General features: G+C 71.8%; 19 protein-coding genes and 1 pseudogene. 10 read left to right on the top strand and 10 right to left on the bottom strand.

Going from position 1 to position 19,455, the window contains the following annotated elements; genetic code table 11:
• The first annotated feature begins 18 nt into the window (after positions 1 to 18).
• Entirely contained in the window at positions 19 to 891 is an 873-nt protein-coding gene (locus tag ASC56_RS03135) for an acyl-CoA thioesterase II (RefSeq protein WP_055489544.1), read from the top strand.
• Here the strand turns inward: ASC56_RS03135 and ASC56_RS03140 are convergent.
• Together ASC56_RS03140 and ASC56_RS03145 are read right to left on the bottom strand one after the other, a co-directional pair.
• On the bottom strand, positions 778 to 1,986 hold the full coding sequence (locus ASC56_RS03140; protein ID WP_234376823.1) for a DUF6397 family protein: 1,209 nt from the start codon (positions 1,984 to 1,986) through the stop codon (positions 778 to 780). The genes ASC56_RS03135 and ASC56_RS03140 overlap by 114 nt on opposite strands.
• A gap of 150 nt (positions 1,987 to 2,136) precedes the next feature.
• The gene (locus ASC56_RS03145) at positions 2,137 to 2,550 is read right to left on the bottom strand and encodes a roadblock/LC7 domain-containing protein (RefSeq protein WP_055489545.1); all 414 of its coding nucleotides are present in this window, start codon (positions 2,548 to 2,550) and stop codon (positions 2,137 to 2,139) included.
• A gap of 94 nt (positions 2,551 to 2,644) precedes the next feature.
• Here ASC56_RS03145 and ASC56_RS03150 point away from each other — a divergent pair, with 94 nt between their 5' ends.
• A complete protein-coding gene (locus ASC56_RS03150; RefSeq protein ID WP_055489546.1) occupies positions 2,645 to 3,073 on the top strand; it encodes a PPOX class F420-dependent oxidoreductase in 429 nt (142 codons plus the stop codon).
• A 4-nt stretch (positions 3,074 to 3,077) separates the two neighbouring features.
• Here the strand turns inward: ASC56_RS03150 and ASC56_RS03155 are convergent, their stop codons facing one another.
• The 5 genes from ASC56_RS03155 to ASC56_RS03175 form a co-directional block, all read right to left on the bottom strand.
• Positions 3,078 to 3,683 carry an ATP/GTP-binding protein gene (locus ASC56_RS03155; protein WP_055489547.1) on the bottom strand — a complete coding sequence of 202 codons (606 nt, stop codon included), beginning with the start codon at positions 3,681 to 3,683 and terminating at the stop codon, positions 3,078 to 3,080.
• Between the two features lie 196 nt (positions 3,684 to 3,879).
• Positions 3,880 to 4,293: a DUF742 domain-containing protein gene (locus ASC56_RS03160; protein ID WP_055489548.1), complete on the bottom strand. Its 414-nt coding sequence runs from the start codon at positions 4,291 to 4,293 to the stop codon at positions 3,880 to 3,882.
• A 19-nt stretch (positions 4,294 to 4,312) separates the two neighbouring features.
• Positions 4,313 to 4,750, bottom strand: a complete 438-nt coding sequence (locus tag ASC56_RS03165; RefSeq protein ID WP_055489549.1) for a roadblock/LC7 domain-containing protein — start codon at positions 4,748 to 4,750, stop codon at positions 4,313 to 4,315.
• Complete coding sequence (locus ASC56_RS03170; protein WP_055489550.1) at positions 4,747 to 7,266, bottom strand: nitrate- and nitrite sensing domain-containing protein; 2,520 nt, start codon at positions 7,264 to 7,266, stop codon at positions 4,747 to 4,749. The genes ASC56_RS03165 and ASC56_RS03170 overlap by 4 nt, the downstream gene beginning before the upstream one ends.
• Positions 7,267 to 7,311: 45 nt before the next feature.
• A complete protein-coding gene (locus ASC56_RS03175; protein ID WP_055489551.1) occupies positions 7,312 to 8,085 on the bottom strand; it encodes an MHYT domain-containing protein in 774 nt (257 codons plus the stop codon).
• Between the two features lie 152 nt (positions 8,086 to 8,237).
• On the opposite strand from ASC56_RS03175, the gene ASC56_RS03180 reads away from it, so the two are divergent.
• Positions 8,238 to 8,837, top strand: a complete 600-nt coding sequence (locus tag ASC56_RS03180) for a class I SAM-dependent methyltransferase (protein ID WP_055489552.1) — start codon at positions 8,238 to 8,240, stop codon at positions 8,835 to 8,837.
• Between the two features lie 3 nt (positions 8,838 to 8,840).
• On the opposite strand, the pseudogene ASC56_RS37520 reads toward ASC56_RS03180, so the two are convergent.
• A pseudogene (locus tag ASC56_RS37520) lies at positions 8,841 to 8,987 on the bottom strand (alpha/beta hydrolase); the annotation flags it as partial.
• 182 nt (positions 8,988 to 9,169) lie between these two features.
• On the opposite strand from ASC56_RS37520, the gene ASC56_RS03185 reads away from it, so the two are divergent.
• The 3 genes from ASC56_RS03185 (at position 9,170) to ASC56_RS03195 (ending at position 12,053) form a co-directional block, all read left to right on the top strand.
• Positions 9,170 to 9,472: a hypothetical protein gene (locus ASC56_RS03185; protein WP_055489553.1), complete on the top strand. Its 303-nt coding sequence runs from the start codon at positions 9,170 to 9,172 to the stop codon at positions 9,470 to 9,472.
• Between the two features lie 113 nt (positions 9,473 to 9,585).
• Complete coding sequence (locus ASC56_RS03190) at positions 9,586 to 10,476, top strand: hypothetical protein (protein ID WP_055489554.1); 891 nt, start codon at positions 9,586 to 9,588, stop codon at positions 10,474 to 10,476.
• Positions 10,477 to 10,676: 200 nt separating this feature from the next.
• On the top strand, positions 10,677 to 12,053 hold the full coding sequence (locus tag ASC56_RS03195) for a tannase/feruloyl esterase family alpha/beta hydrolase (protein ID WP_055489555.1): 1,377 nt from the start codon (positions 10,677 to 10,679) through the stop codon (positions 12,051 to 12,053).
• A gap of 261 nt (positions 12,054 to 12,314) precedes the next feature.
• On the opposite strand, the gene ASC56_RS03200 is transcribed toward ASC56_RS03195, so the two are convergent.
• Entirely contained in the window at positions 12,315 to 12,497 is a 183-nt protein-coding gene (locus tag ASC56_RS03200; protein ID WP_055489556.1) for a hypothetical protein, read from the bottom strand.
• A gap of 276 nt (positions 12,498 to 12,773) precedes the next feature.
• Positions 12,774 to 13,940 carry a xylose isomerase gene (gene xylA / locus ASC56_RS03205; protein WP_055489557.1) on the bottom strand — a complete coding sequence of 389 codons (1,167 nt, stop codon included), beginning with the start codon at positions 13,938 to 13,940 and terminating at the stop codon, positions 12,774 to 12,776.
• A gap of 205 nt (positions 13,941 to 14,145) precedes the next feature.
• Between xylA and xylB the strand changes: the two genes are divergently transcribed.
• The 4 genes from xylB (at position 14,146) to ASC56_RS03225 (ending at position 19,302) form a co-directional block, all read left to right on the top strand.
• Positions 14,146 to 15,591, top strand: coding sequence for a xylulokinase (xylB, locus tag ASC56_RS03210; protein ID WP_055489558.1), 1,446 nt, complete (start codon positions 14,146 to 14,148; stop codon positions 15,589 to 15,591).
• Positions 15,592 to 15,608: 17 nt separating this feature from the next.
• On the top strand, positions 15,609 to 16,817 hold the full coding sequence (locus tag ASC56_RS03215) for an ROK family transcriptional regulator (protein WP_055489559.1): 1,209 nt from the start codon (positions 15,609 to 15,611) through the stop codon (positions 16,815 to 16,817).
• 434 nt (positions 16,818 to 17,251) lie between these two features.
• Positions 17,252 to 17,866, top strand: coding sequence for an N-acetylmuramoyl-L-alanine amidase (locus tag ASC56_RS03220; protein ID WP_055489560.1), 615 nt, complete (start codon positions 17,252 to 17,254; stop codon positions 17,864 to 17,866).
• A 158-nt stretch (positions 17,867 to 18,024) separates the two neighbouring features.
• Positions 18,025 to 19,302: a GAF domain-containing protein gene (locus tag ASC56_RS03225; RefSeq protein WP_055489561.1), complete on the top strand. Its 1,278-nt coding sequence runs from the start codon at positions 18,025 to 18,027 to the stop codon at positions 19,300 to 19,302.
• Positions 19,303 to 19,455: the final 153 nt, after the last annotated feature.

The following is a 19,455-nucleotide window of genomic DNA, read 5'->3' on the forward strand; positions in this document are numbered from 1 at the left end:
CACAGGAGAGACCCACGCATGACGAACCCAGCCGAGAGACTCGTCGACCTGCTCGACCTGGAGCAGATCGAGGTCAACATCTTCCGTGGCCGCAGTCCGCAGGAGTCCCTGCAGCGGGTCTTCGGCGGCCAGGTGGCCGGACAGGCGCTGGTCGCCGCCGGCCGCACCACGGACGGCGAACGGCCGGTGCACTCGCTGCACGCGTACTTCCTGCGCCCCGGCATCCCGGGTGTGCCCATCGTGTACCAGGTCGAACGAGTCCGTGACGGGAGGTCCTTCACGACCCGCCGGGTCACGGCCGTGCAGCAGGGCCGCACGATCTTCAATCTGACCGCCTCCTTCCACAAGCCTGAAGAGGGGAGCTTCGAGCACCAGCTGCCGCCGGCCCGCAAGGTGCCCGATCCTGATTCGCTGCCGACGGTCGCGCAGGAGGTCAAGGAGCACCTGGGCGCCCTGCCGGAGGCGCTGGAGCGGATGGCCCGTCGTCAGCCCTTCGACATCCGCTACGTCGACCGGCTGCGCTGGAACCCCGAGGAGATCAAGGACGCCGAGCCGCGCAGCGCCGTCTGGATGCGTGCCGTGGGCCCGCTGGGGGACGACCCGCTCGTGCACACCTGTGCGCTCACCTACGCGAGCGACATGACGCTGCTGGATGCCGTCCGCATCCCGGTCGAGCCGCTGTGGGGGCCTCGCGGTTTCGACATGGCATCACTGGATCACGCCATGTGGTTCCACCGACCGTTCCGCGCGGACGAGTGGTTCCTGTACGACCAGGAGTCACCGATCGCGGTGGGTGGCCGTGGTCTCGCCCGAGGGCGCATCTACGACCTTGAGGGGCGCCTGCTCGTCTCGGTCGTCCAGGAGGGACTGTTCCGCAAGCTGGAGCGCTGACGGCACGTGCGTCCGGCGCCCGGCGTCGCGCCGGTCATGCGTTCCGCGGCGCAGCCACCCGAACATGCCGACCAGTCTCGTCGGCTCCTGTCGCCCGGGGGGTGCCTGACGCGTGGCAGCCGTCGCCGGGAGGGCCGTGGCCTCACGGGCGACCGGAGTCCCGGCGAGCGTCAGGGGCTCATCGACGGCCCCAGGAATGCTTCCGGTCTCGGGCGTATGTTCGTCCGGAACCCGCGGCGAAGGTCGAGGAGCGGGCCGATGTCGGCGGGCCTCGATGAGCGCCTGTCCCAAGTCTGCCCGGAGCCAGCCGATCTCATCGGGATCGCCCGCCGTCGTGATCCGCGCCGCGATCCGGGCGGCCGGCGAGTCGGGCGGCCCGGGCACGGCTTGCGCGGGCCGCAGCCGAGTCAGCCGGGCGCGCTCGCAAGGATCCTGGACGATCTCCGCCACCTGCATCGGATCCAGCAAGGACGCCAACACTGCGGCCTTCGCCCACGGGTCGTCCGTCTGGCGCAGCTGGAGTCCGAGATGGCGCCCGCGCCAGTTGCGGGGCCGCAGATCCAGCCCCGCGTCCAGTTGGTCGCGCAGACCCTCGGGCGTGCGGCCGGTGAGCAACCGGGCGTTCTCCCGGCCGGCGGCGAACTGCTTGAGCTCTTCGGCCAGATACAGCCAGACCACGGCCCGGTAGCGATTCAGGTACCACTTCACCGGGACCACCAGGCCGAGGCGCGCGAACCGCGTGAACCTGCCCGGGGTCACGTCCATCAGGGCCGCGCCGTCCCTCGTGCCCACCGCCTTGACCCGCCCCCGGAGCCCCTCGGGAAAGCCCTCCTCCGAGCGGACCCGGTCGATCTCCTCGCGTGTGACGCGGCGGCATCGGCCCCCCTCGTCGGGAATGGTGCGTACATACCCGAGCTGTGCCGCGAGGTCCAACTCGCCCCGCCTGAGGTCCAGTTCCCGTGCGGCGCGACCGAGCGCCAGCGACGGGCCGGGCAACGCGGAACCTTCGGCGGCTTCGGCGGCTTCGGCGGCTTCGGCGGCTTCGGCGGCTTCGGCGGCTTCGGCGATGATGGACGTGATCGTGTTTCCCGACATGGCAGTTCTCCCCCGTGGAGTCCGCTGCGAGCGCCGTGTGCGTTCGCGTGGGAAAGAACGTAGCGGGATCGCCCGATCTCGGATTGTGCCTGTGGATAACTCCACCCGCCGCTCGTCTCCACAGGTCGGACGGTCTGCCCGGTCCCGGACTCAGAGGTCCACGTTCGGCGTGTGCTCCTGCTGCCGCGCGTCCACGGCGAGGTGCTCCCCCACTCGGTTCACCAGCAGCGTCATCTCGTACGCGATCAGGCCGATGTCGGCCTCGGCCGCGCTGAGCACGCACAGACAGCTGCCGGGACCGGCAGCGGTCACGAACAGGATCGCGTCATCGAATTCGATCATGGTCTGCCGCACCTGCCCGGCGCCGAAGTGGCGGCCCGAGCCTCTGGCCAGGCTGTGCAGGCCCGACGAGACCGCGGCGAGATGCTCGGCGTCCTCGCGCCGCAGACCGGTGCTGGTCCCGGTCACCAACCCGTCGTTCGACAGCACCAGAGCGTGCCGTATGTGCTCCACCCGTTCGGTCAGATCGTCCAGGAGCCAGCCAAGCTCCGTGTTCTGCGCCATGGTCCTCTCTCCCCGTGCTGTCGCGCCTCCTGACCGGAGGATCCGATCAGCCAGCCTTCACCACAGCCGCCCTCCCGGCAAGCAGGATGGGAACATGGCACAGAAGATGACCGACGAGGAATGGCGGGCCTTCGCCTCGCACGGCACCCGCACCGGCAAACTCTCCACGGTTCGCGCCGATGGCAGTCCGCACGTGGCACCGATCTGGTTCCTGCTGGACGGTGACGACGTGGTCTTCAACACCGGGAAGGAGACGGTGAAGGGGCGGAATCTGGCCAGGGACGGCCGGGCCGCCCTGTGCGTGGACGACGCCCGCCCGCCGTACGCCTTCGTCGTACTGGAGGGGAGAGCAGAGCTGTCCGAGGACCTCGACGAGGTGCGGCACTGGGCTGCCCGGCTCGGTGCCCGGTACATGGGCGAGGAGCGAGCGGAGGAGTTCGGCGCCCGTAACGGCGTTCCGGGGGAACTCCTCGTCCGGATGCGGGTCGAGAAGGTGCTGGCGTACTCGGCCGTCGCCGAGTAGGGAGTCAGCCCACGGAGTCGCGTAGCCGGGCGGTGTGCATCCGCCCGGCGTATTCCACGAGGCGGATCAGCACCTCCTTCCCGGAGTCTCGGTCCCGTGCGTCGCAGAGCACCACGGGCGTGCCCCGGTCGAGGTCCAGGGCACGTGACACGTCCTGGGCGCCATAGGTGCGGGCTCCCGCGAAGCAGTTGACGGCCACGACGAACGGGATGTGCCGGTGCTCGAAGTAGTCCACCGCGGGGAAGCAGTCCTCGAGCCGCCGGGTGTCCGCGAGGACGACGGCGCCGAGGGCGCCCTGGGAGAGTTCGTCCCACAGGAACCAGAAGCGATCCTGGCCGGGCGTGCCGAAGAGGTAGAGCGAGAGCCCGGATCGGATGGTGATGCGTCCGAAGTCCATGGCGACGGTCGTCGTGACCTTCTGGTCCACGCCGTCGGTGTCGTCCACGCACTGACCGGCTTCGCTCAGCAGTTCCTCGGTGCGCAGCGGCCTGATCTCACTGACGGCGCCGACCAAGGTGGTCTTGCCCACGCCGAATCCGCCGGCGACCAGGATCTTCAACGCCAGCGCGGACATCTCGTCCTCGGCGGCGTCGGAGTGCTCGGAGACCATCGATCACTTCTCTCGGGAGTGCCGGCAACGGGGGGCATCAGTACATCCGTGCGGGTTCAGCATCATGACAACTGCGGCCTCTCTTCGCGGGGGTTGGACCGCTGTTTGACCGATGTGATCGGCTCTCGCCCATTCGGTGCCCGAATGGATGCGGAACTCGGCGCGGGACTGTCCCGCTGTGGTTCCCGCTCTCGGCCTACAGCGCCCTCAGCCCCTCGATGACCTCGCGCAGAATCCGTTCGTCGGGCAGTTGAGCCGGCGGTACGGGACGGTTGACCGACACACAGCCCAGTTCCAGGAGGTCTCCGAGGAGCACCCGGACGACGCCCACCGGCAGGTCGGCGCCCGCGGCGAGTTCGGCGACGGACTGTGTCTCGATGCGACACAGCTCGATGAGAGCGCGGTGTTCCGGGCCCAGTGAGGTGTCGTCGTCGACGTTCGGCGCACCGGCGTCGAGCGAGACGAGGGCGATGAGATCGAAGCGCACCCCGGTGGGGCCCGGTCTGGTACGGCCGCCCGTCATCGCGTAGGGGCGGACGAGGGGCCCCGCCTCGTGGTCGTACCACTGACTGTCCGGCTGGTACGGGACGCCTGTGCTGTCCTCGGTCATCCGCGACCGTCCTCGCTCGTCATCCGGCGGCGGGCGGACGCGCGGCCACACGGGGCCCCGTGTCGAGATGCTCACCGACACGCTTCACCAGCCGCGCCATCTCGTACGCCACCAGGCCGATGTCGGCCGTGACGGCGGTGATGAGGGCGAGGCAGGAGCCGTCTCCGGCGGCCGCCACGAACAGGAAGCCGTCGTCCATCTCCACCATCGTCTGGCGCACTCCTCCGGCGCCGAAGTGGCGCCCCGCGCCCTTGGCGAGGCTGTGGAAGCCGGAGGCGACGGCGGCGAGGTGTTCCGCGTCCTCGCGGGTGAGGTCGGTGGAGGCGCCGACCGCCAGTCCGTCGTTCGAGAGCACCACGGCATGTCGCACTTCGCGTACGCGCACCACCAAGTCGTCCAGCAACCAGTCGAGTTCGCCCGACCGCTGGGCGGCCCTCATGCTCGGGTCCTGGATCATGCGGGATCTCCTTCGCTGCTGTCACCAACGGGGCCGATCGCTCGACCGGGTGCGCGGCCTCCGCCGCGTGCCCAGCCCGCGCGGTACGCCGCCATGCGGTCCCGTACCAGTTCGGGGGTGCGCTCCTCGTCGCGCCGTGAGCCGCGCGTGCTTGTCGCGGGTTCCTCCGGGCGCTGTCCGCGCAGTTGGGGGGCGAGGCTCGCCTGCCGTACGCGCCGCGGCAAGCCCTCGGAGCTCTCGGAGTGGTCCTCCGGGCGGTGCAGCCTCAATGTGGTGACTCCCTGCGGCGGGTTCTCGGCCGGGGCGTCGGCGGCTGTCTCCTGGACGGAGCGCGCCAGTGCGGGCCGTTGGGTGGCCTGTTCGACGGGCTCCGTGTGCTCCGCGCCGACGGTCACGCGCGCGTACTCGCGTTCCTCGTGCCGCTCGGCGTTCGCCGTGCGAGGGGAGTGTTCCGCCGCGCCGCTGTGCAGAAGAGCGGTGGGCAGGAGGACGACGGCGGTCGTGCCGCCGTAGGGCGAGGTCCGCAGGTGCACCTTGATGCCGTGTCTGGAGGCGAGCCTGCTGACCACGAACAGACCGAGCCGGTCGCTGTCGAACAGGTCGAGCGCCTCGGACTCTTCGATGCGCCGGTTGGCCTCGGCGAGGGTCTCCTTGCCCATGCCGAGTCCCCGGTCCTCCACTTCGAGGGCGTAGCCGTTGCCGACGGGTTCCCCGCTGACGCGCACGCGCGTGTGCGGTGGCGAGAACTGGGCGGCGTTCTCGATGACCTCGGCGAGGAGGTGGGTGAGGTCGGCGACCGCGGTGCCGATCACGGCGGCGTCGGGCAGTTGACGTACCTCCACGCGCGCGTAGTCCTCGATTTCGGAGACGGCGGCGCGTACGACGTCGGTCAGGGACACCGGCATGCGCCAGGCGCGGCCGGGTGCGGATCCCGAGAGGATGATGAGGCTCTCGGCGTGGCGCCGCATGCGCGTGGTCAGATGATCGAGCCGGAAGAGGTCGCTCAGTTCGCTCGGGTCGTCGGAGCGACGCTCCATGCTGTCGAGCAGACTGAGCTGACGGTGCACCAGGATCTGGCTGCGTCGGGCGAGGTTGACGAAGACTCCGGAGATGCCGCTGGCGAGTTCCGCGCGTTCGGCGGCGGCGCGCAGGGCGGCGCGATGCACGGTGCCCAAGGCCTCGGCGACCTGCCCGGTCTCGTCCTCGGCGGGCGGCCCGGAGGGTGCCTCGGCATTGACGTCGATCTCCTCACCGGCACGCAACTTGCGCATGGCCTCGGGGAGTTTGTGGCGAGCGATCTCCAGGGCACTGTTGCGCAGGCTGACCAGCTCGACGACGAGTCCGCGTCCGATGCGTACGGAGATGACGAGCGACGCGGCGACGGCGGCAAGCCCCAAGAGGACGGCGGCGCCGGCGGGGGTGAGGACGCCGCGGGTGAACGGGTCGGCGCGGTGCGCGACGCCGCGGCCCGCATCCGCCTCGATGGCCCGCATACCGTCCTGCACGCCCGCGTGTGCCGGGTTCCAGCTGCCCTCCGGTGCAGCGGCGATGGCCGGGGCGCCCGGCCGGCCGGCCAGCACCTTGTCCTCGACGGCGCCGATCTCGGCGTAGTCGCTGCCCTGCACGAGCCGGCGCCAGGCGGCACGTTCGGAACCGCGCAGGTCGGCGACGGCGGACGCGGTCAGGGTGCGGCGAGTGTCGACGGCACCGGTGAACAGTCTCAGACGCCGGCCGTCGAGGACCTTCGCCAGGCGGGCGCTGGAGAGGATCGCGTCCTCCTGGGCGAGCGCCTCCGCGGCCCGGGAGAACTCCAGCACCACGCGCGCGTCGGAGCCGAGGTCGGCGTCCTGGACGCCGGTGAGCGCGCCACCCACGCCGAAGGCCGCGGCGATGGTCCCGGTGTACCGACCGTACGTCTCGTCCCAGCCGACCCGGCGGGCGAGAACGTCGCTGCGCAGGGACCTCAGGTGCTCGGCTCCGGAGACGAAGGCCGCGAGGCGGCCGGCGACTCCGGAGGGAAGGTCGGCTCCATCGGCGACCGTGTTGTGGTCGCCCAGCCGCAGCCTGCCCACGGCACGGTCCGTGCGCCCCGCGAGGTCCTTCAGATCGTTCTGCCCCTGCGCGGCGGGGTCGGTCGCGCAGCGCAGGGCGGCCGCGCGCTCGGCCTGGATCGCGGCCACGGCGTCGGCGAGCGGGGCGCGCACGGTGGAGTCCACCCGTTGGAGCTGGCGTAGCCGGGCCACGTCCTGGACGGTGCTGACCGTGGCGTACGCCCACAGGGCGAGCAGGGATATCACGGGCACCATGAGCAGACAGACGATCTTCGCCCGGACGGTGCGGGGGCGCAGGCGCCACCGTCCCGCCGGCACGAGTGTGCCGGGCTGTTCCGTGTCGCCGGGCTCGGCGGCCGGGGTGCGTTCATCGGCCGGCGGACCGGCATGCGCACGGCGGCCGCGCACCGGAGGCCGGGGCGACGGCTCGGCGCCGGTGGTGGGGGTCCTACGGGGTGTTCGCATGGCCTCCTCGTTCGGTCGGGCGCGAAGTGTCGTCCGGGCCCGCGGTCAGCGGGCGCCGCTCTGGATCGGTCGCTGGGCGGACGCGGAAGCCGCGCGCTCCCCGGCGGTCGGCGACAGTGCGACGAACGCCGAGGTCAGGAAGAGGTAGGACCCGAGGCCGACGGCGAGGGGGAAGATGAACTGCATCGCCGTGGCCCCGGGCAGGGCCGCGCCGGACGGCGTGACCTGGACACTGACCGCGAACATCCCGGTGTAGTGCATGCTGCTGACCGCCGCTCCCATGACGAGCGAGGCCACGGTGACCGCGACGGGCGACTTGATGTTGAGGCCCGCCCAGAGGGCCGCGGTCGCCGCGACCACGGCGATCAGGACCGAGAGCGCGACGAGGACGGGGTCGTAGTGCACAGCGCCGTGCAGCCGCAGCGCCGCCATGCCGAGGTAATGCATGCTCGCGACGCCGAGCCCGGTGGTCAGTCCGCCGAGAAGGAGCGCTCGGGCGCGGTCCTGGCTGTAGCCGACGGCGAAGACGCCGATGCCGACGACGACCACGGCGACGAGCAGACTGAGGATGGTCAGCGGTACGTCGTAGCGGATCTCGGTGCCGGTGACGCCGAAACCGAGCATCGCCAGGAAGTGCATGGTCCAGATGCCGGTGCCGATCGCCGAGGCCGCGGTGAGGAGCCAGTTGCGTCGCGACCTGCCGGTGGCGCCGAGGGCGCGGACCGTGCAGCGCAGCCCGAGGGCGGCGCCGGTGCACGCCATCACGTACGACAGCACGGGGGTCAGCCAGCCGAATGTGGCGTGGTCCAGGTGTCCCATGGCCCCGGAACGCTAGTCCGGGCGGGGGCGCGCAAAGGGGCCGCGATTCGAAAGGTGTTGGAATCTGGCGCAGACGGGACCTGGAACGATCGCGTCACGTTCGAACGTGTGCGCCGCGGTATCCATCGTGCAGGTGAGGGATCATGCGGAGCATGAGCGACGACCACACACACGTCCAGGAGTTCTTCGCCGCCCGGGCAGCCGACTGGGACACGCGGTTCCCCGACGACGGCCCCGCGTACGCGGCCGCGGTAGCCGCCCTCGGGCTGCGTGAGGGTGACCGTGTGCTCGACGCGGGCTGCGGCACGGGACGGGCCCTCACGCCGCTGCGTGCGGCCGTGGGGCCCTCCGGGCAGGTCCTTGGAGTCGACCTGACGCCCGAGATGCTGGAGGCCGCCGCACGGGCCGGACGGGGCCGCGACGGGCGGTTGCTGCTCGCCGACGTGGCCGCGCTTCCCCTGCGTACGGAGTCGCTCGACGCGGTGTTCGCGGCGGGTCTGATCGCCCACCTCTCCCACCCGGCGGAGAACCTGCGGGAGTTGGCACGTGTGGTTCGGCCCGGTGGTCTGCTCGCGCTCTTCCATCCCATCGGCCGGGCCACCCTCGCGGCGCATCAGGGCCGGCAGATCACCCCCGACGATCTGCGCGCCGAGTCCAACCTCGGTCCCCTGCTGGCCGCTTCCGGCTGGCGCATGACGTCGTACGTCGACGAGGACGCCCGTTTCCTCGCCCTGGCCGTCCGGGAGGACTGAGCCTCAGCCGCGCCCCGCCACCTCGGCCACCAGGGCGTCGGGGTTGTCGAACATGATGTGATGTCCCGCGCCCGGCACGGTCACGACCCGCACCTCCGCGTCATCGATGCCTGCCCTGTCATCGAGCTCGTCGCTCAGTTCGCCCTGGAGCCTCGGCGAGCGGCCGGCCGATGACGGGAACGGCCTGGATGCGGTGGAGGGCCGGATCCCTCCGAGCCGGTGGAAGCGTTTACCGCCCGGTCCCCCTTCTGTCGCCGGAGCTCCAACTCTACGTTGAGGAGGAGCAGATGCACGTCGGCCAAGGCCATCGGACACGGGGAAGGCGGCCACGCATGTTCGGCAGGATCCGCAAGTCGGTCGGCAGATTCGTCAAGTCCCTGCGCGCGGATACGGCCGGGGGCGGGGGCGGGGAGAGGCGCACGCACAATCTGTTCGAGGCGGCCGCCGCCTATGTGTCGGCGTGCGCCGAGGACGACCAGGACCGGATGGATGAAGCCGTGTCGTGGGTGTCGCCGGAGGCCCTGTCGTTCGGCGTGAACGAGCTGGCGTGCCGGGCGGTCATAGCCCTCGCGCGGGAGCGAGACGAGTCACCGCGGACCGTCGCGCGCAGGCTCCTCGGCCTGCCCGCCGTCTGACGCCGGGCTGCACCCGGTCGTCCCCGCCCGCACGTCGTGGGATGCGCACTCGTGACAACGGGCTCGCGGGCGCATTAGGGTGCGCCGACGAACGAACGGATCGGGAGGATGGCATGGCCGGGACGGACGAGGACGCCGTCGCCGCCGAGGACGACGCGCTGTATGTGCTGACGGCGGTTCTGTTGACGCCCGCGCAGTTCCCGAGCGTGCTCGGCGACGACTATCCGGAGGCCTGCGCGGCACTCGACCTGCCGCCCATGCCCGACGGGTACGGCCTCGTGCTCGGCCAGGACGGCGACGGTGCGCGCTGGACGGTGGTCATCGACGATGTGTCGCTGGTGGCTGTGGCGATCGCGTCGTGGGACTGCGGCATGGAGTACGAGTTGTCGCCCGACGAGCGGACCGTCGTCGCCGCGCTGCCCGGCTGGCCGCTGGCCGTGGCCGTCGCGGCGCCCGGCGTGCCCGCCCCGCACGACCCGGCGCCCGAACTCACCGACCGCGAACCGCTCTGTCCGGTGGACACCGATATCTGGGGTCCCGCACAACGGCGCCTGGGCGCGGACCAGATCGCGCTCCACTGGACCGTGTGGCGCGAGCAGATAGACGACGCCGATTTCGTACCCGCAGACGCCGGGGCGCCGCACGAGGGCGTGGAACCGGCAGAGGAGCGCGCGGAGACGGCCGGGACGGGGACGGCCGGGACGGAGACGGCCGACGGCGAGAGTGTCGGCAAGATCCGCAGCGGCGTCCGCCGCGCCCTCAGGGAGGCGCGTGGGTACGTGGACACTCCCCCGCCCCTGGGCCGTGTCCGCTCCTCGTTCGCGACGGGTGACGCACGCACCCTGCGCGCCGACGGACCCGGCTGGTCCATGGTGGCCAGGACCGACGACATCGCGTTCGTCCTCCTCGACGAGGAGCCCGGCGAGGTCGTCCCGGTGGGGCGCGGCCCGGAGTTGCCCGGGCTGCTGGAGGCGCTGGACAAGGTGGCGGTACGCCCGGTCTGACGGCGACGGGGCAGGCGTGAACGCGACAGTGTGGACGGGACAGGTGCCCAAGGGCCGGACGGCATGCCGTAGGCAGGGAGCTGCGTAGTGAGCCCCCATATCGCCAGCTGTGCTCGTGTGGTCCGCCTCTATGGTCGGCGGTCCTGCATGGCCCCAGCATGGGCAGCTCCCGCGCTCCCGTCGTCTCCTGGAGGCCTGTCATGCGCCTGTCCCGAAGCGTCGCGCTGTCCGCCGCCGTCCTTGTGGCCTGCGCCCTCACCGGCCCCGCGGCAGCCGAGGGCGGTGGCCACTGCGGACGCCAGGAGCGGGTACGGGTCCCGGGCGCGGCGCTCCAGCTGAGCGCCTGTCTGGAGGACTTGACGACGGCCGGGCTGGCGGGGACCCCGTACACGGACATGGCCGACCAGGCGGGGCTGACCTCCAAGACCGCCGGCCATCCGTCCGGCGTGCCAGGGCTGCAGATCGACGGGTACTTCCCGGACGACTCGCACTTCAACACCACACACGGCTGGCGCCACGACGCCCAGTTCGTGATCCGGCTGCCGGACCGGTGGAACGGCGGCCTCGTCGTCACGGGCGCCCCCGGCACTCGCCGGCAGTACGCGACCGACACGGCGATCTCCGACCGGGTGCTGGCCCAGGGCTACGCGTACGCGGCAACCGACAAGGGCAACAGCGGGCCGGACTTCTACCGCGACGGGACGCACCCCGGCGACGCCGTCGCCGAGTGGAACCGGCGCACGACGCAGCTCACGCTCGCCGCCAAGCGTGTGGTGGCCCAGCGCTATGGGCACGCTCCCCGGCGCACGTACATGACCGGGATCTCCAACGGCGGCTATCTCACACGCTGGCAGCTGGAGCACCACCCCGAGCTGTACGACGGCGGCGTGGACTGGGAGGGCGCCCTGTGGGCGACCGACGGCCCGAACCTCCTGACGTCACTGCCGGTGGCCGTGGCCCGGATGCTCGGGTCGGCCAGGGACGAGGACCTGTACGCGGCCGGGTTCGCGCGCGGGTCCGAGTTCCTGTGGCCTTATCACGAGAAGGCGTACTGGGGTGTCACGCAGAAGATCTACCGTGCCGAGTTCGACCCCACGTACGACGTCGGCTGTCCCGGTGCGTCCGCCGGATCGACGGGGGAGCAGATCCTCGCGCCCTGTCCCTCGGACGCGGCGTACGACTATGCGGCGCGTCCCGAATCCGTGCACCGCGCTGTGGCCAGGGTCGCCCTCACGGGCCGGATCGGCAGGCCACTGATCACTCTGCACGGCGATCTGGACGTCCTCCTGCCCAAGGCCACGGACTCGGATGTGTACGCGCGCCTGGTGGAGCAGAGCGGGCGCGGGTCGCTGCACCGCTACTACACCATCGAGGGCGGCACCCACGTGGACGGGCTGTACGACGCCTATCCCGAGCGACTGCGGCCGATCCTGCCCTGCTATCGGGCGGCCTTCGACGCGCTCACCGCATGGGTGGAGCGGGGCCGGCGGCCGCCCGCGGACCGTACTGTCGGCAGGCCCACGGGCGGCGACGTGGCCGACTCCTGCGCTCTCGCGGGGGATCCGGCGAGCCGCTAGTGCTGCGACCGGAAAGGTTCACCGGCTCGCGACGCCCGGCACGGCACCTCGCCGCGTTGTCGCATCGCCCGAGTACATCCAGTACGCGGGCGACGCTCCGCCTTGCGATGCACCGCACCGGACGCCGCGAGCTTCCCGGCAAACCTTTCCGGCCACAGCACTAGGTGTGCTGTCCGGGAACGTTGGTGACGGGTCTTCGTGGGGCAAGGAGCGGCGTCCGGTGCCTGCGGAGATCCGTCAGAAGGCCCCCTGGTCCGGCCGTCAGCGGCCGAGTTCCTTCCGTGCGACTCGGCGCAGCCTGCGCCGCTGCGAGGGGTCCAGGGTGAGGTACGCGGCCGTCGGGACCCCCAGGACGATCAGGAGGACGGCCCACCAGGGCAGCCAGATCCACAGGATGAGTCCGGCCAGCACTCCCCCGGTGGCGATCTTCGCGTTCTTCGACATGTGTCGCCTCCTTCGCGGCCACTGCCGCTCTCTGCTCTGAGAACGGGCGCGTGCTGCGCGCGGTTCCGGGCCATGACCCTGATACAACCCTGAGCCGCGACCCTCAGTCCCCCTGAGGAGACCTGTCGGTTTCACCCTGAGACACATCCTGCGCCCACGGCCGCCGCTCGGACAACGTGCGGCCGACGGCACGGCCCGGAGAGCCGCACCCTCGGCGACTCGGCCCAGTAGTCAAATTTGCCGGGCCCGTGGAGGCCCGCTCAGGCCGGCAGACGATCAGCCGCGCGCGCCCAGCAGATGGTCCATGGCGAGCTGGTCCAGACGCTCGAAGGCCATGCCACGCGCGGCCGCTGCCTCCATGTCGAAGTCCTCGAAGGCGCCACGGTCCGCGAGCAATGCCTCAAGCCCGTCCGCGGCGGTCGGCTGCGCCAGTTCGTCCAGACGGGAGGCACGAAGGGCCTCCTGGACCTCCGGGTCCGCGCGGAAGGCGGCAGAACGCTCCTTCAGGATGAGGTAGTTGCGCATGCAGCCCGCCGCCGAGGCCCACACGCCGTCGAGGTCCTCGGTCCGCGGCGGCTTGAAGTCGAAGTGGCGCGGCCCGGTGTATCCGGCGCTCTCCAGGAGGTCGACGAGCCAGAACGCGGCCCGCAGATCACCCGCACCGAAGCGCAGGTCCTGGTCGTACTTGATGCCGGACTGGCCGTTGAGGTCGATGTGGAAGAGCTTGCCCGCCCACAGGGCCTGGGCGATGCCGTGCGGGAAGTTGAGGCCGGCCATCTGCTCGTGGCCCACCTCGGGATTGACGCCGTACAGCTCCGGGCGCTCGAGACGCTCGATGAAGGCCAGGGCGTGGCCGACCGTGGGCAGCAGGATGTCACCGCGCGGCTCGTTCGGCTTGGGCTCGATGGCGAAGCGCAGGTCGTAGCCCTGGGAGGTGACGTACTCACCGAGAAGGTCGAAGGCCTCCTTCATGCGGTCGAGTGCGATGCGCACGTCCTTGGCCGCGCCTGATTCGGCCCCCTCCCGGCCGCCCCAGGCGACGTACGTCCTGGCGCCCAGCTCCACCGCCAGGTCGATGTTGCGGATGGTCTTGCGCAGGGCGTAGCGGCGAACGTCGCGGTCGTTGGCGGTGAAGGCGCCGTCCTTGAAGACGGGGTGCGTGAAGAGGTTGGTGGTGGCCATCGGCACGGTCATCCCGCTCGTGTCGAGGGCCTGCCGGAAGCGCTTGATGTGCGCCTCGCGCTCGCTGTCCGAGGACCCGAAGGGGATCAGGTCGTCGTCGTGGAAGGTCACTCCGTACGCCCCGAGCTCGGCGAGGCGCTGCACCGTCTCCACCGGGTCCAGGGCACGCCGGGTGGCGTCCCCGAACGGGTCCCGGCCCTGCCAGCCGACGGTCCACAGGCCGAAGGTGAACCTGTCCTCGGGGGTGGGCTGGTAGCTCATGCCGCGGCTCCTTAGCTCGCTGAAGACTATTTCGTCATGGCGCTTAACAAATTAGTATGCGAAGGCATCTGTGGGAAGAGACGATGTGTCCTCGTACGGAGGCACGGAGGCCTCGTACGGTGACGATGGGCGCATCCGAGCCGCGCCGGTCCGGACACGCCCCCAACCGGCCAGATCCCGCGAGCCGCGGAAGAGGGAGAGCCCGATGTCAGCAGCCGAGGGTCCGCTCGTCGTCGGGGTGGACTCATCCACCCAGTCCACCAAGGTCCTGGTCGTCGACGCGTCGACCGGACGGGTGGTGGCGAGCGGGCAGGCGCCGCACACCGTCTCGTCGGGCGCGGGCCGCGAGAGCGATCCACGCCAGTGGTGGGACGCGCTGTGCGACGCCCTGCACCAGTGCGGGGAGCCGGCCCACGAGGCCACCGCGGTGTCGGTGGGCGGCCAGCAGCACGGCCTGGTCACCCTGGACGCGCACGGCGAGCCGGTGCGCCCGGCCCTGCTGTGGAACGACGTGCGGTCGGCTCCGCAGGCCCGCCGGCTGGTGGAGGAACTGGGCGGTCCCAAGGCGTGGGCGGAACGCACGGGGAGCGTGCCGTCCGTGTCCTTCACGGTCACGAAGTGGGCCTGGCTGGCCGAGAACGAGCCGGAGGCCGTCCGCGCGACGGCGGCCGTACGGCTCCCGCACGACTATCTGACCGAACGCCTCACCGGCCAGGGCACGACCGACCGCGGCGATGCCTCGGGCACCGGCTGGTGGGCGTCCGCGACGGAGTCGTACGACGAGGAGATCCTCGCGCACGTGGGCCTCGACCCCGCTCTGCTCCCGCGGGTGGTCCGGCCCGGCGAGGTGGCCGGCACGGTGCGTGACACCCATGACCTGCCGTTCTCCAAGGGCACCCTGGTCGCACCGGGCACGGGTGACAACGCGGCGGCCGCGCTGGGCCTTGGACTGCGCCCCGGGACTCCGGTGCTGAGCCTGGGCACCTCCGGCACGGTGTACGCGGTCTCCAAGCGACGCCCGGCCGACCCGACCGGGACGGTGGCGGGCTTCGCGGACGCGCACGGCGACTGGCTGCCCCTGGCCTGCACGCTGAACTGCACGCTCGCCGTAGACCGCATCGCCTCCCTGCTGGGCCTGGACCGTGACGCCGTCGAGCCCGGTACCGGCGTGACGCTGCTCCCCTACCTCGACGGCGAGCGCACCCCGGCCCTACCGCACGCCTCGGGGCTGCTGCACGGACTGCGCCACGACACGACGGCCGGGCAGGTGCTGCAGGCGGCGTACGACGGGGCGGTGCACTCGCTGCTGGGCGCCCTCGACCTGGTGCTCGACGAGAACGCGGACCGCACGGCACCGCTGCTGCTCATCGGGGGCGGCGCGCGGGGCACGGCATGGCAGGAGACGGTACGACGGCTCTCAGGGCGGCCCGTGCAGGTGCCGGAGGCCAAGGAGCTGGTCGCGCTGGGCGCCGCCGCGCAGGCCGCCGCACTGCTGACGGGCGAGGACCCCGCCGCCGTCGCCCGGCGCTGGGAGACCGCCCGCGGGCCGGTGCTGGAGGCCGTGGATCGGGACGAAGCGACACGGGCCAGGATCACCGGGGTACTCTCCGACGCGGCGCCGCTGCTGGAGCGGGAGCCGGACCGGCGCTGACGAGATCCGAGGGAGGCATGACCGCACCGCTGCACGAAGCCCATCCGTCCAGCCCCGGCCGCCGGCTGCCCGACACCCAGCAGGGCATGCGCCGCCGCAATCTGGCGCGGGTCATGCACACCGTGAGCGCCGAGGGGCCGCTGTCACGGGCCGCCGTGGCCTCACATATCGGACTGACGCGGGCGGCGGTGTCCACACTGGTCGACGAGCTGATCCGTTCGGGGCTGCTCGAGGAGCTGGGGCCGGAGCGTCCCGGCCGGGTCGGGCGGCCGGGATCCGCCCTGGCCGTCAGCGGTCAGGGACCGGCCGGGATCGGCGCGGAGATCGGCGTCGACCACCAGGCGGTGTGCGCGGTCGATCTGCGCGGCGTGGTACGCGCTCGGGCGGTGCGGCACGCGACCAACCGCGGCCGTCCGGCACGGCCGGTGCTCGATGAACTCACCGAACTGGTACGGCAGGTCGTCATGGAGGCTGAGCGCGCGGGGCTGTGGCCGGCGGGTCTGGCCGTCGCGGTGCCGGGTCTGGTGGCTCGCGACGCCCGTACCGTGGTCCGCGCCCCCAACCTCGGCTGGCACGACATCGACCTGGGCCCGCTCCTGCCGGACGACCTGCCGCTGACCGTGGACAACGAGGCCAACTTCGGCTCACTCGCGGAACTCTGGCTCGGCGACGAGACACCCCGCGACTTCCTGCACGTCTCCGCGGAGATCGGCATCGGCGGAGCGGTGGTCGTGGACGGGCGGCTGCTGCGCGGAACGCGCGGTTTCGCGGGCGAGCTGGGGCATGTTCCCGTGCGCCCGGAGGGACCGGAGTGCGCGTGCGGCGGGCGCGGCTGTCTGGAACAGTACGCCGGCGAGGAGGCGGTGTTGCGGGCGGCCGGACTGACGCCGGGCGAGGACTCCGTCGAACTGCTGGCCGAGCGGGCCGCAGAGGGTGACAGGGACGTCCGCAGAGCCCTGCGCGGTGCCGGGACCGCGCTCGGCATCGCGCTGACGGGGGCGGTCAATCTGCTGGACCCCGAGGCGGTGGTGCTCGGCGGCGCGCTGGCCGCTCTCGCACCCTGGCTCCTGCCCTCGCTGGAGCGGGAGCTGACACGGCGGACAGCCGGTCCGGCGTGTGCCGTGACCGTTTCGCGGCTGGGTTCCGAGGGGCCATTGCTCGGTGCCGCGCACTCGGTGGTGCGCGCGGTGCTCGACGATCCCGCGGCGGTCGCCGGTCGGGGGTAGCGGGCTGTTCCCGGGCTGCCGCCCGGGCCCTTCGCTCGCGGATTCACCCGGGGATCCCCTCGAACGGGTGACGGAGTTGTCCACAGTCCCTTCGTTGTCCACCGAAGACACCGGGCGCCTCCTGCCCAACCTCCCAGCCCCGTACCGTGATTCACGCGAGGCGCAGTCGTCGGGCGGAGGCTGTGCGTGAGTAATCGGGGGTTCGTATGGCGGGGGAAGTGGCTTCGGGGCTGCGGCGTGTGGCGATCGGCAGGACGCGTGTGCACCGACCGCGCGTGCGTGGCCGTGCTCCGCAAGGGGTGGCTGCCCGCGCGCGAGACGCACCGGGGAATCCACGCCCGGTCGCGCGAAACGGCGGCCGCGCTGACGCGTTGAGTACAGAAGGCAGGAGACCGGAACATTCCCAAACATCAGGCGCGGAAGGTGATTTCCCCGTGGAAGGCTCCGAATTCGACCGACCGAGACCCCTCACCAGCAGACGGCGGTTGCTGAAGGGCGCGGCCCTCGCCGCCATCCCCTACGCACTGCTCCCCTCGACACCGGCCGACGCCCGGCCCCGCGCCGTCGACCACCCCACCGCCGACTGGATGTCGGCGAACCCCGCCAACTACACGGACTCCGATCGGCCATGGAGCTATCCGCTGGAGTTCGTCGTCATCCATGTGACACAGGCGACGTACACGAACACCCTGGGCATCTTCCAGAACCCGAGGAAGAAGGTGTCCGCCCACTACGTCGTCCGGTCCGAGGACGGGCACATCGCCCAGTGCGTCCGCGAGCACGACGTCGCCTGGCACGCGGGCAACTGGGACTACAACACACGCAGCATCGGCATCGAGCACGAAGGGTGGGTGAACCGGCCCGGGTACTTCACGAACGCCCTGTACGAGGAGTCGGCGAAGCTCACGGCGGCGGTCTGCAGCAGGTACGGCATCCCGAAGGACCGGGCGCACATCATCGGCCACTACGAGGTGCCGGGCACCGACCACACCGATCCGGGACCGGACTGGGACTGGACGCGCTACATGAGGCTCGTCAACTTCGCCTGAGCCGAAGGACGGCGCCCCGAACGGTTGGGGCGGGGCGGACGGGCGAAGGCCGGGGGCCGCCCCGGGTCTCCTTCGGGTCGATGACGGTCCAAACGGTTGTCGGCGCCCATCCGGGGAGTGACGATGTCCCCAGCGCATCGCCGTCCCGGGAGGCCGAGTTGACCGAACCGTGGGTGGCCCTGGAACCAGGGGCCGATCCCGTCGAACGGGTGCGGGAACTGCGTCGCGCCCATGAGACGTTCACGGCGGTGGGCACGGTGGCGCGGCGGGTGCGTCCCGTGGTGGCCGACTCGTGGCGGCGTTCCGCGCGGGCCGGTGTCGGGCCGGACGGCACGGCACGGGTGGAACTGACGGACGGCGACCTCGGCTCGTACCGGGCGGAGCACCCCCTGGCGCGGGTCATGCCGCTGATCCGTGAGCTGATGGGACCGTTCGCGGCGGACGGGGAACATCTGCTGGCGGTGTGCGACGCGCAGGGCAGGCTGCTGTGGGTCGAGGGGGATCCGGCGACACGGCGGCGGGCGGACCGTATGAACTTCGTTCCTGGTGCGCGCTGGGCGGAGTCGGCGGTGGGGACGAACGCGCCGGGGACGGCCGTCGTCATGGACCGGCCCGTGCAGGTGTTCGCGGCCGAGCACTTCATCCGGCGCGTCCAGCCGTGGACGTGTGCGGCGGCACCGGTGCACGATCCGCGCACCGGGCGGGTGCTGGGCGCGCTGGACATCACCGGCGGTAACGGGCTGGCGCATCCGCACAGCCTGGGGTTCGTGCAGGCGGTGGCCCGGGCCGCCGAGTCCCAGCTGGCGCTCCTGTCTCCGGCCGAGCCCGCGGCCGACACACTGGAGCTGAACGCGCTCGGCCGTGACGAGGCGCGGCTCCTCGCCGGTGGCCGGAGGATCAGGCTCAGCCGTCGGCACAGCGAGATCCTGGTGCTGCTGGCCCGGCACCCGGAGGGACTGACCGGGGACGAACTGCTGTGCGCGCTGTACGAGGACGAGTCGGTGACGCCGGTGACGCTGCGCGCGGAGCTGGCGCGGCTGCGCCGGATCCTCGGCTCCGGTCTGCTGGCCTCGCGCCCCTACCGGCTCACGGCCGCGGTCGAGTCGGATGTCGCCGTCGTGGAGCGGCGGTTGGCGTCGGGGGCGGTCGCGGAGGCCGCGAGTGCGTACACGGGCCCACTGCTGCCGGGTTCGCAGGCGCCGGCGGTGTCCCGGCTGCGCCGCAGGCTCGCCGACGGGCTGCGGACAGCGCTGATCACCTGCCGCGACCCGGACCTGCTCGCCGAATGGGCACATGCTCCGTGGGGCGAGGACGACCTCGATGTCTGGCGGGCACTCGCGGCGGTGCTGCCCACGGCGGCCGTGCGGACGCGTCTGGACGAGCTGGAGTCCGAGCTCGCGGCACCGGTGGGGTGGGCACGTCCGTCACCCCGCTGAACCGCGCCGAGCCGACGCGATACAGGGGGCTTCTCGCACCGTTGTCCGTACGGGCATCCCAGGCCGTCCACCCGGCACGACCCGCGACGCAACGTACTCGCAACGTCCCCGTTCCTAGCCTCGGCGCCGAGAGCTGCCCAACGGCGGGCAGCG

Source organism: Streptomyces sp. TP-A0356, from assembly GCF_001417775.1.
In the GTDB taxonomy this organism is placed as follows: Bacteria; Actinomycetota; Actinomycetes; order Streptomycetales; family Streptomycetaceae; genus Streptomyces.

Bases quoted from the DNA above. Each gene is read 5' to 3' on its own strand.
- ASC56_RS03135 (WP_055489544.1), top strand. From the start codon at position 19: ATGACGAACCCAGCCGAGAGACTCGTCGACCTGCTCGACCTGGAGCAG.
- ASC56_RS03140 (WP_234376823.1), bottom strand. From the start codon at position 1,986: ATGTCGGGAAACACGATCACGTCCATCATCGCCGAAGCCGCCGAAGCC.
- ASC56_RS03145 (WP_055489545.1), bottom strand. From the start codon at position 2,550: ATGGCGCAGAACACGGAGCTTGGCTGGCTCCTGGACGATCTGACCGAA.
- ASC56_RS03150 (WP_055489546.1), top strand. From the start codon at position 2,645: ATGGCACAGAAGATGACCGACGAGGAATGGCGGGCCTTCGCCTCGCAC.
- ASC56_RS03155 (WP_055489547.1), bottom strand. From the start codon at position 3,683: ATGGTCTCCGAGCACTCCGACGCCGCCGAGGACGAGATGTCCGCGCTG.
- ASC56_RS03160 (WP_055489548.1), bottom strand. From the start codon at position 4,293: ATGACCGAGGACAGCACAGGCGTCCCGTACCAGCCGGACAGTCAGTGG.
- ASC56_RS03165 (WP_055489549.1), bottom strand. From the start codon at position 4,750: ATGATCCAGGACCCGAGCATGAGGGCCGCCCAGCGGTCGGGCGAACTC.
- ASC56_RS03170 (WP_055489550.1), bottom strand. From the start codon at position 7,266: ATGCGAACACCCCGTAGGACCCCCACCACCGGCGCCGAGCCGTCGCCC.
- ASC56_RS03175 (WP_055489551.1), bottom strand. From the start codon at position 8,085: ATGGGACACCTGGACCACGCCACATTCGGCTGGCTGACCCCCGTGCTG.
- ASC56_RS03180 (WP_055489552.1), top strand. From the start codon at position 8,238: ATGAGCGACGACCACACACACGTCCAGGAGTTCTTCGCCGCCCGGGCA.
- ASC56_RS03185 (WP_055489553.1), top strand. From the start codon at position 9,170: ATGTTCGGCAGGATCCGCAAGTCGGTCGGCAGATTCGTCAAGTCCCTG.
- ASC56_RS03190 (WP_055489554.1), top strand. From the start codon at position 9,586: ATGGCCGGGACGGACGAGGACGCCGTCGCCGCCGAGGACGACGCGCTG.
- ASC56_RS03195 (WP_055489555.1), top strand. From the start codon at position 10,677: ATGCGCCTGTCCCGAAGCGTCGCGCTGTCCGCCGCCGTCCTTGTGGCC.
- ASC56_RS03200 (WP_055489556.1), bottom strand. From the start codon at position 12,497: ATGTCGAAGAACGCGAAGATCGCCACCGGGGGAGTGCTGGCCGGACTC.
- xylA (WP_055489557.1), bottom strand. From the start codon at position 13,940: ATGAGCTACCAGCCCACCCCCGAGGACAGGTTCACCTTCGGCCTGTGG.
- xylB (WP_055489558.1), top strand. From the start codon at position 14,146: ATGTCAGCAGCCGAGGGTCCGCTCGTCGTCGGGGTGGACTCATCCACC.
- ASC56_RS03215 (WP_055489559.1), top strand. From the start codon at position 15,609: ATGACCGCACCGCTGCACGAAGCCCATCCGTCCAGCCCCGGCCGCCGG.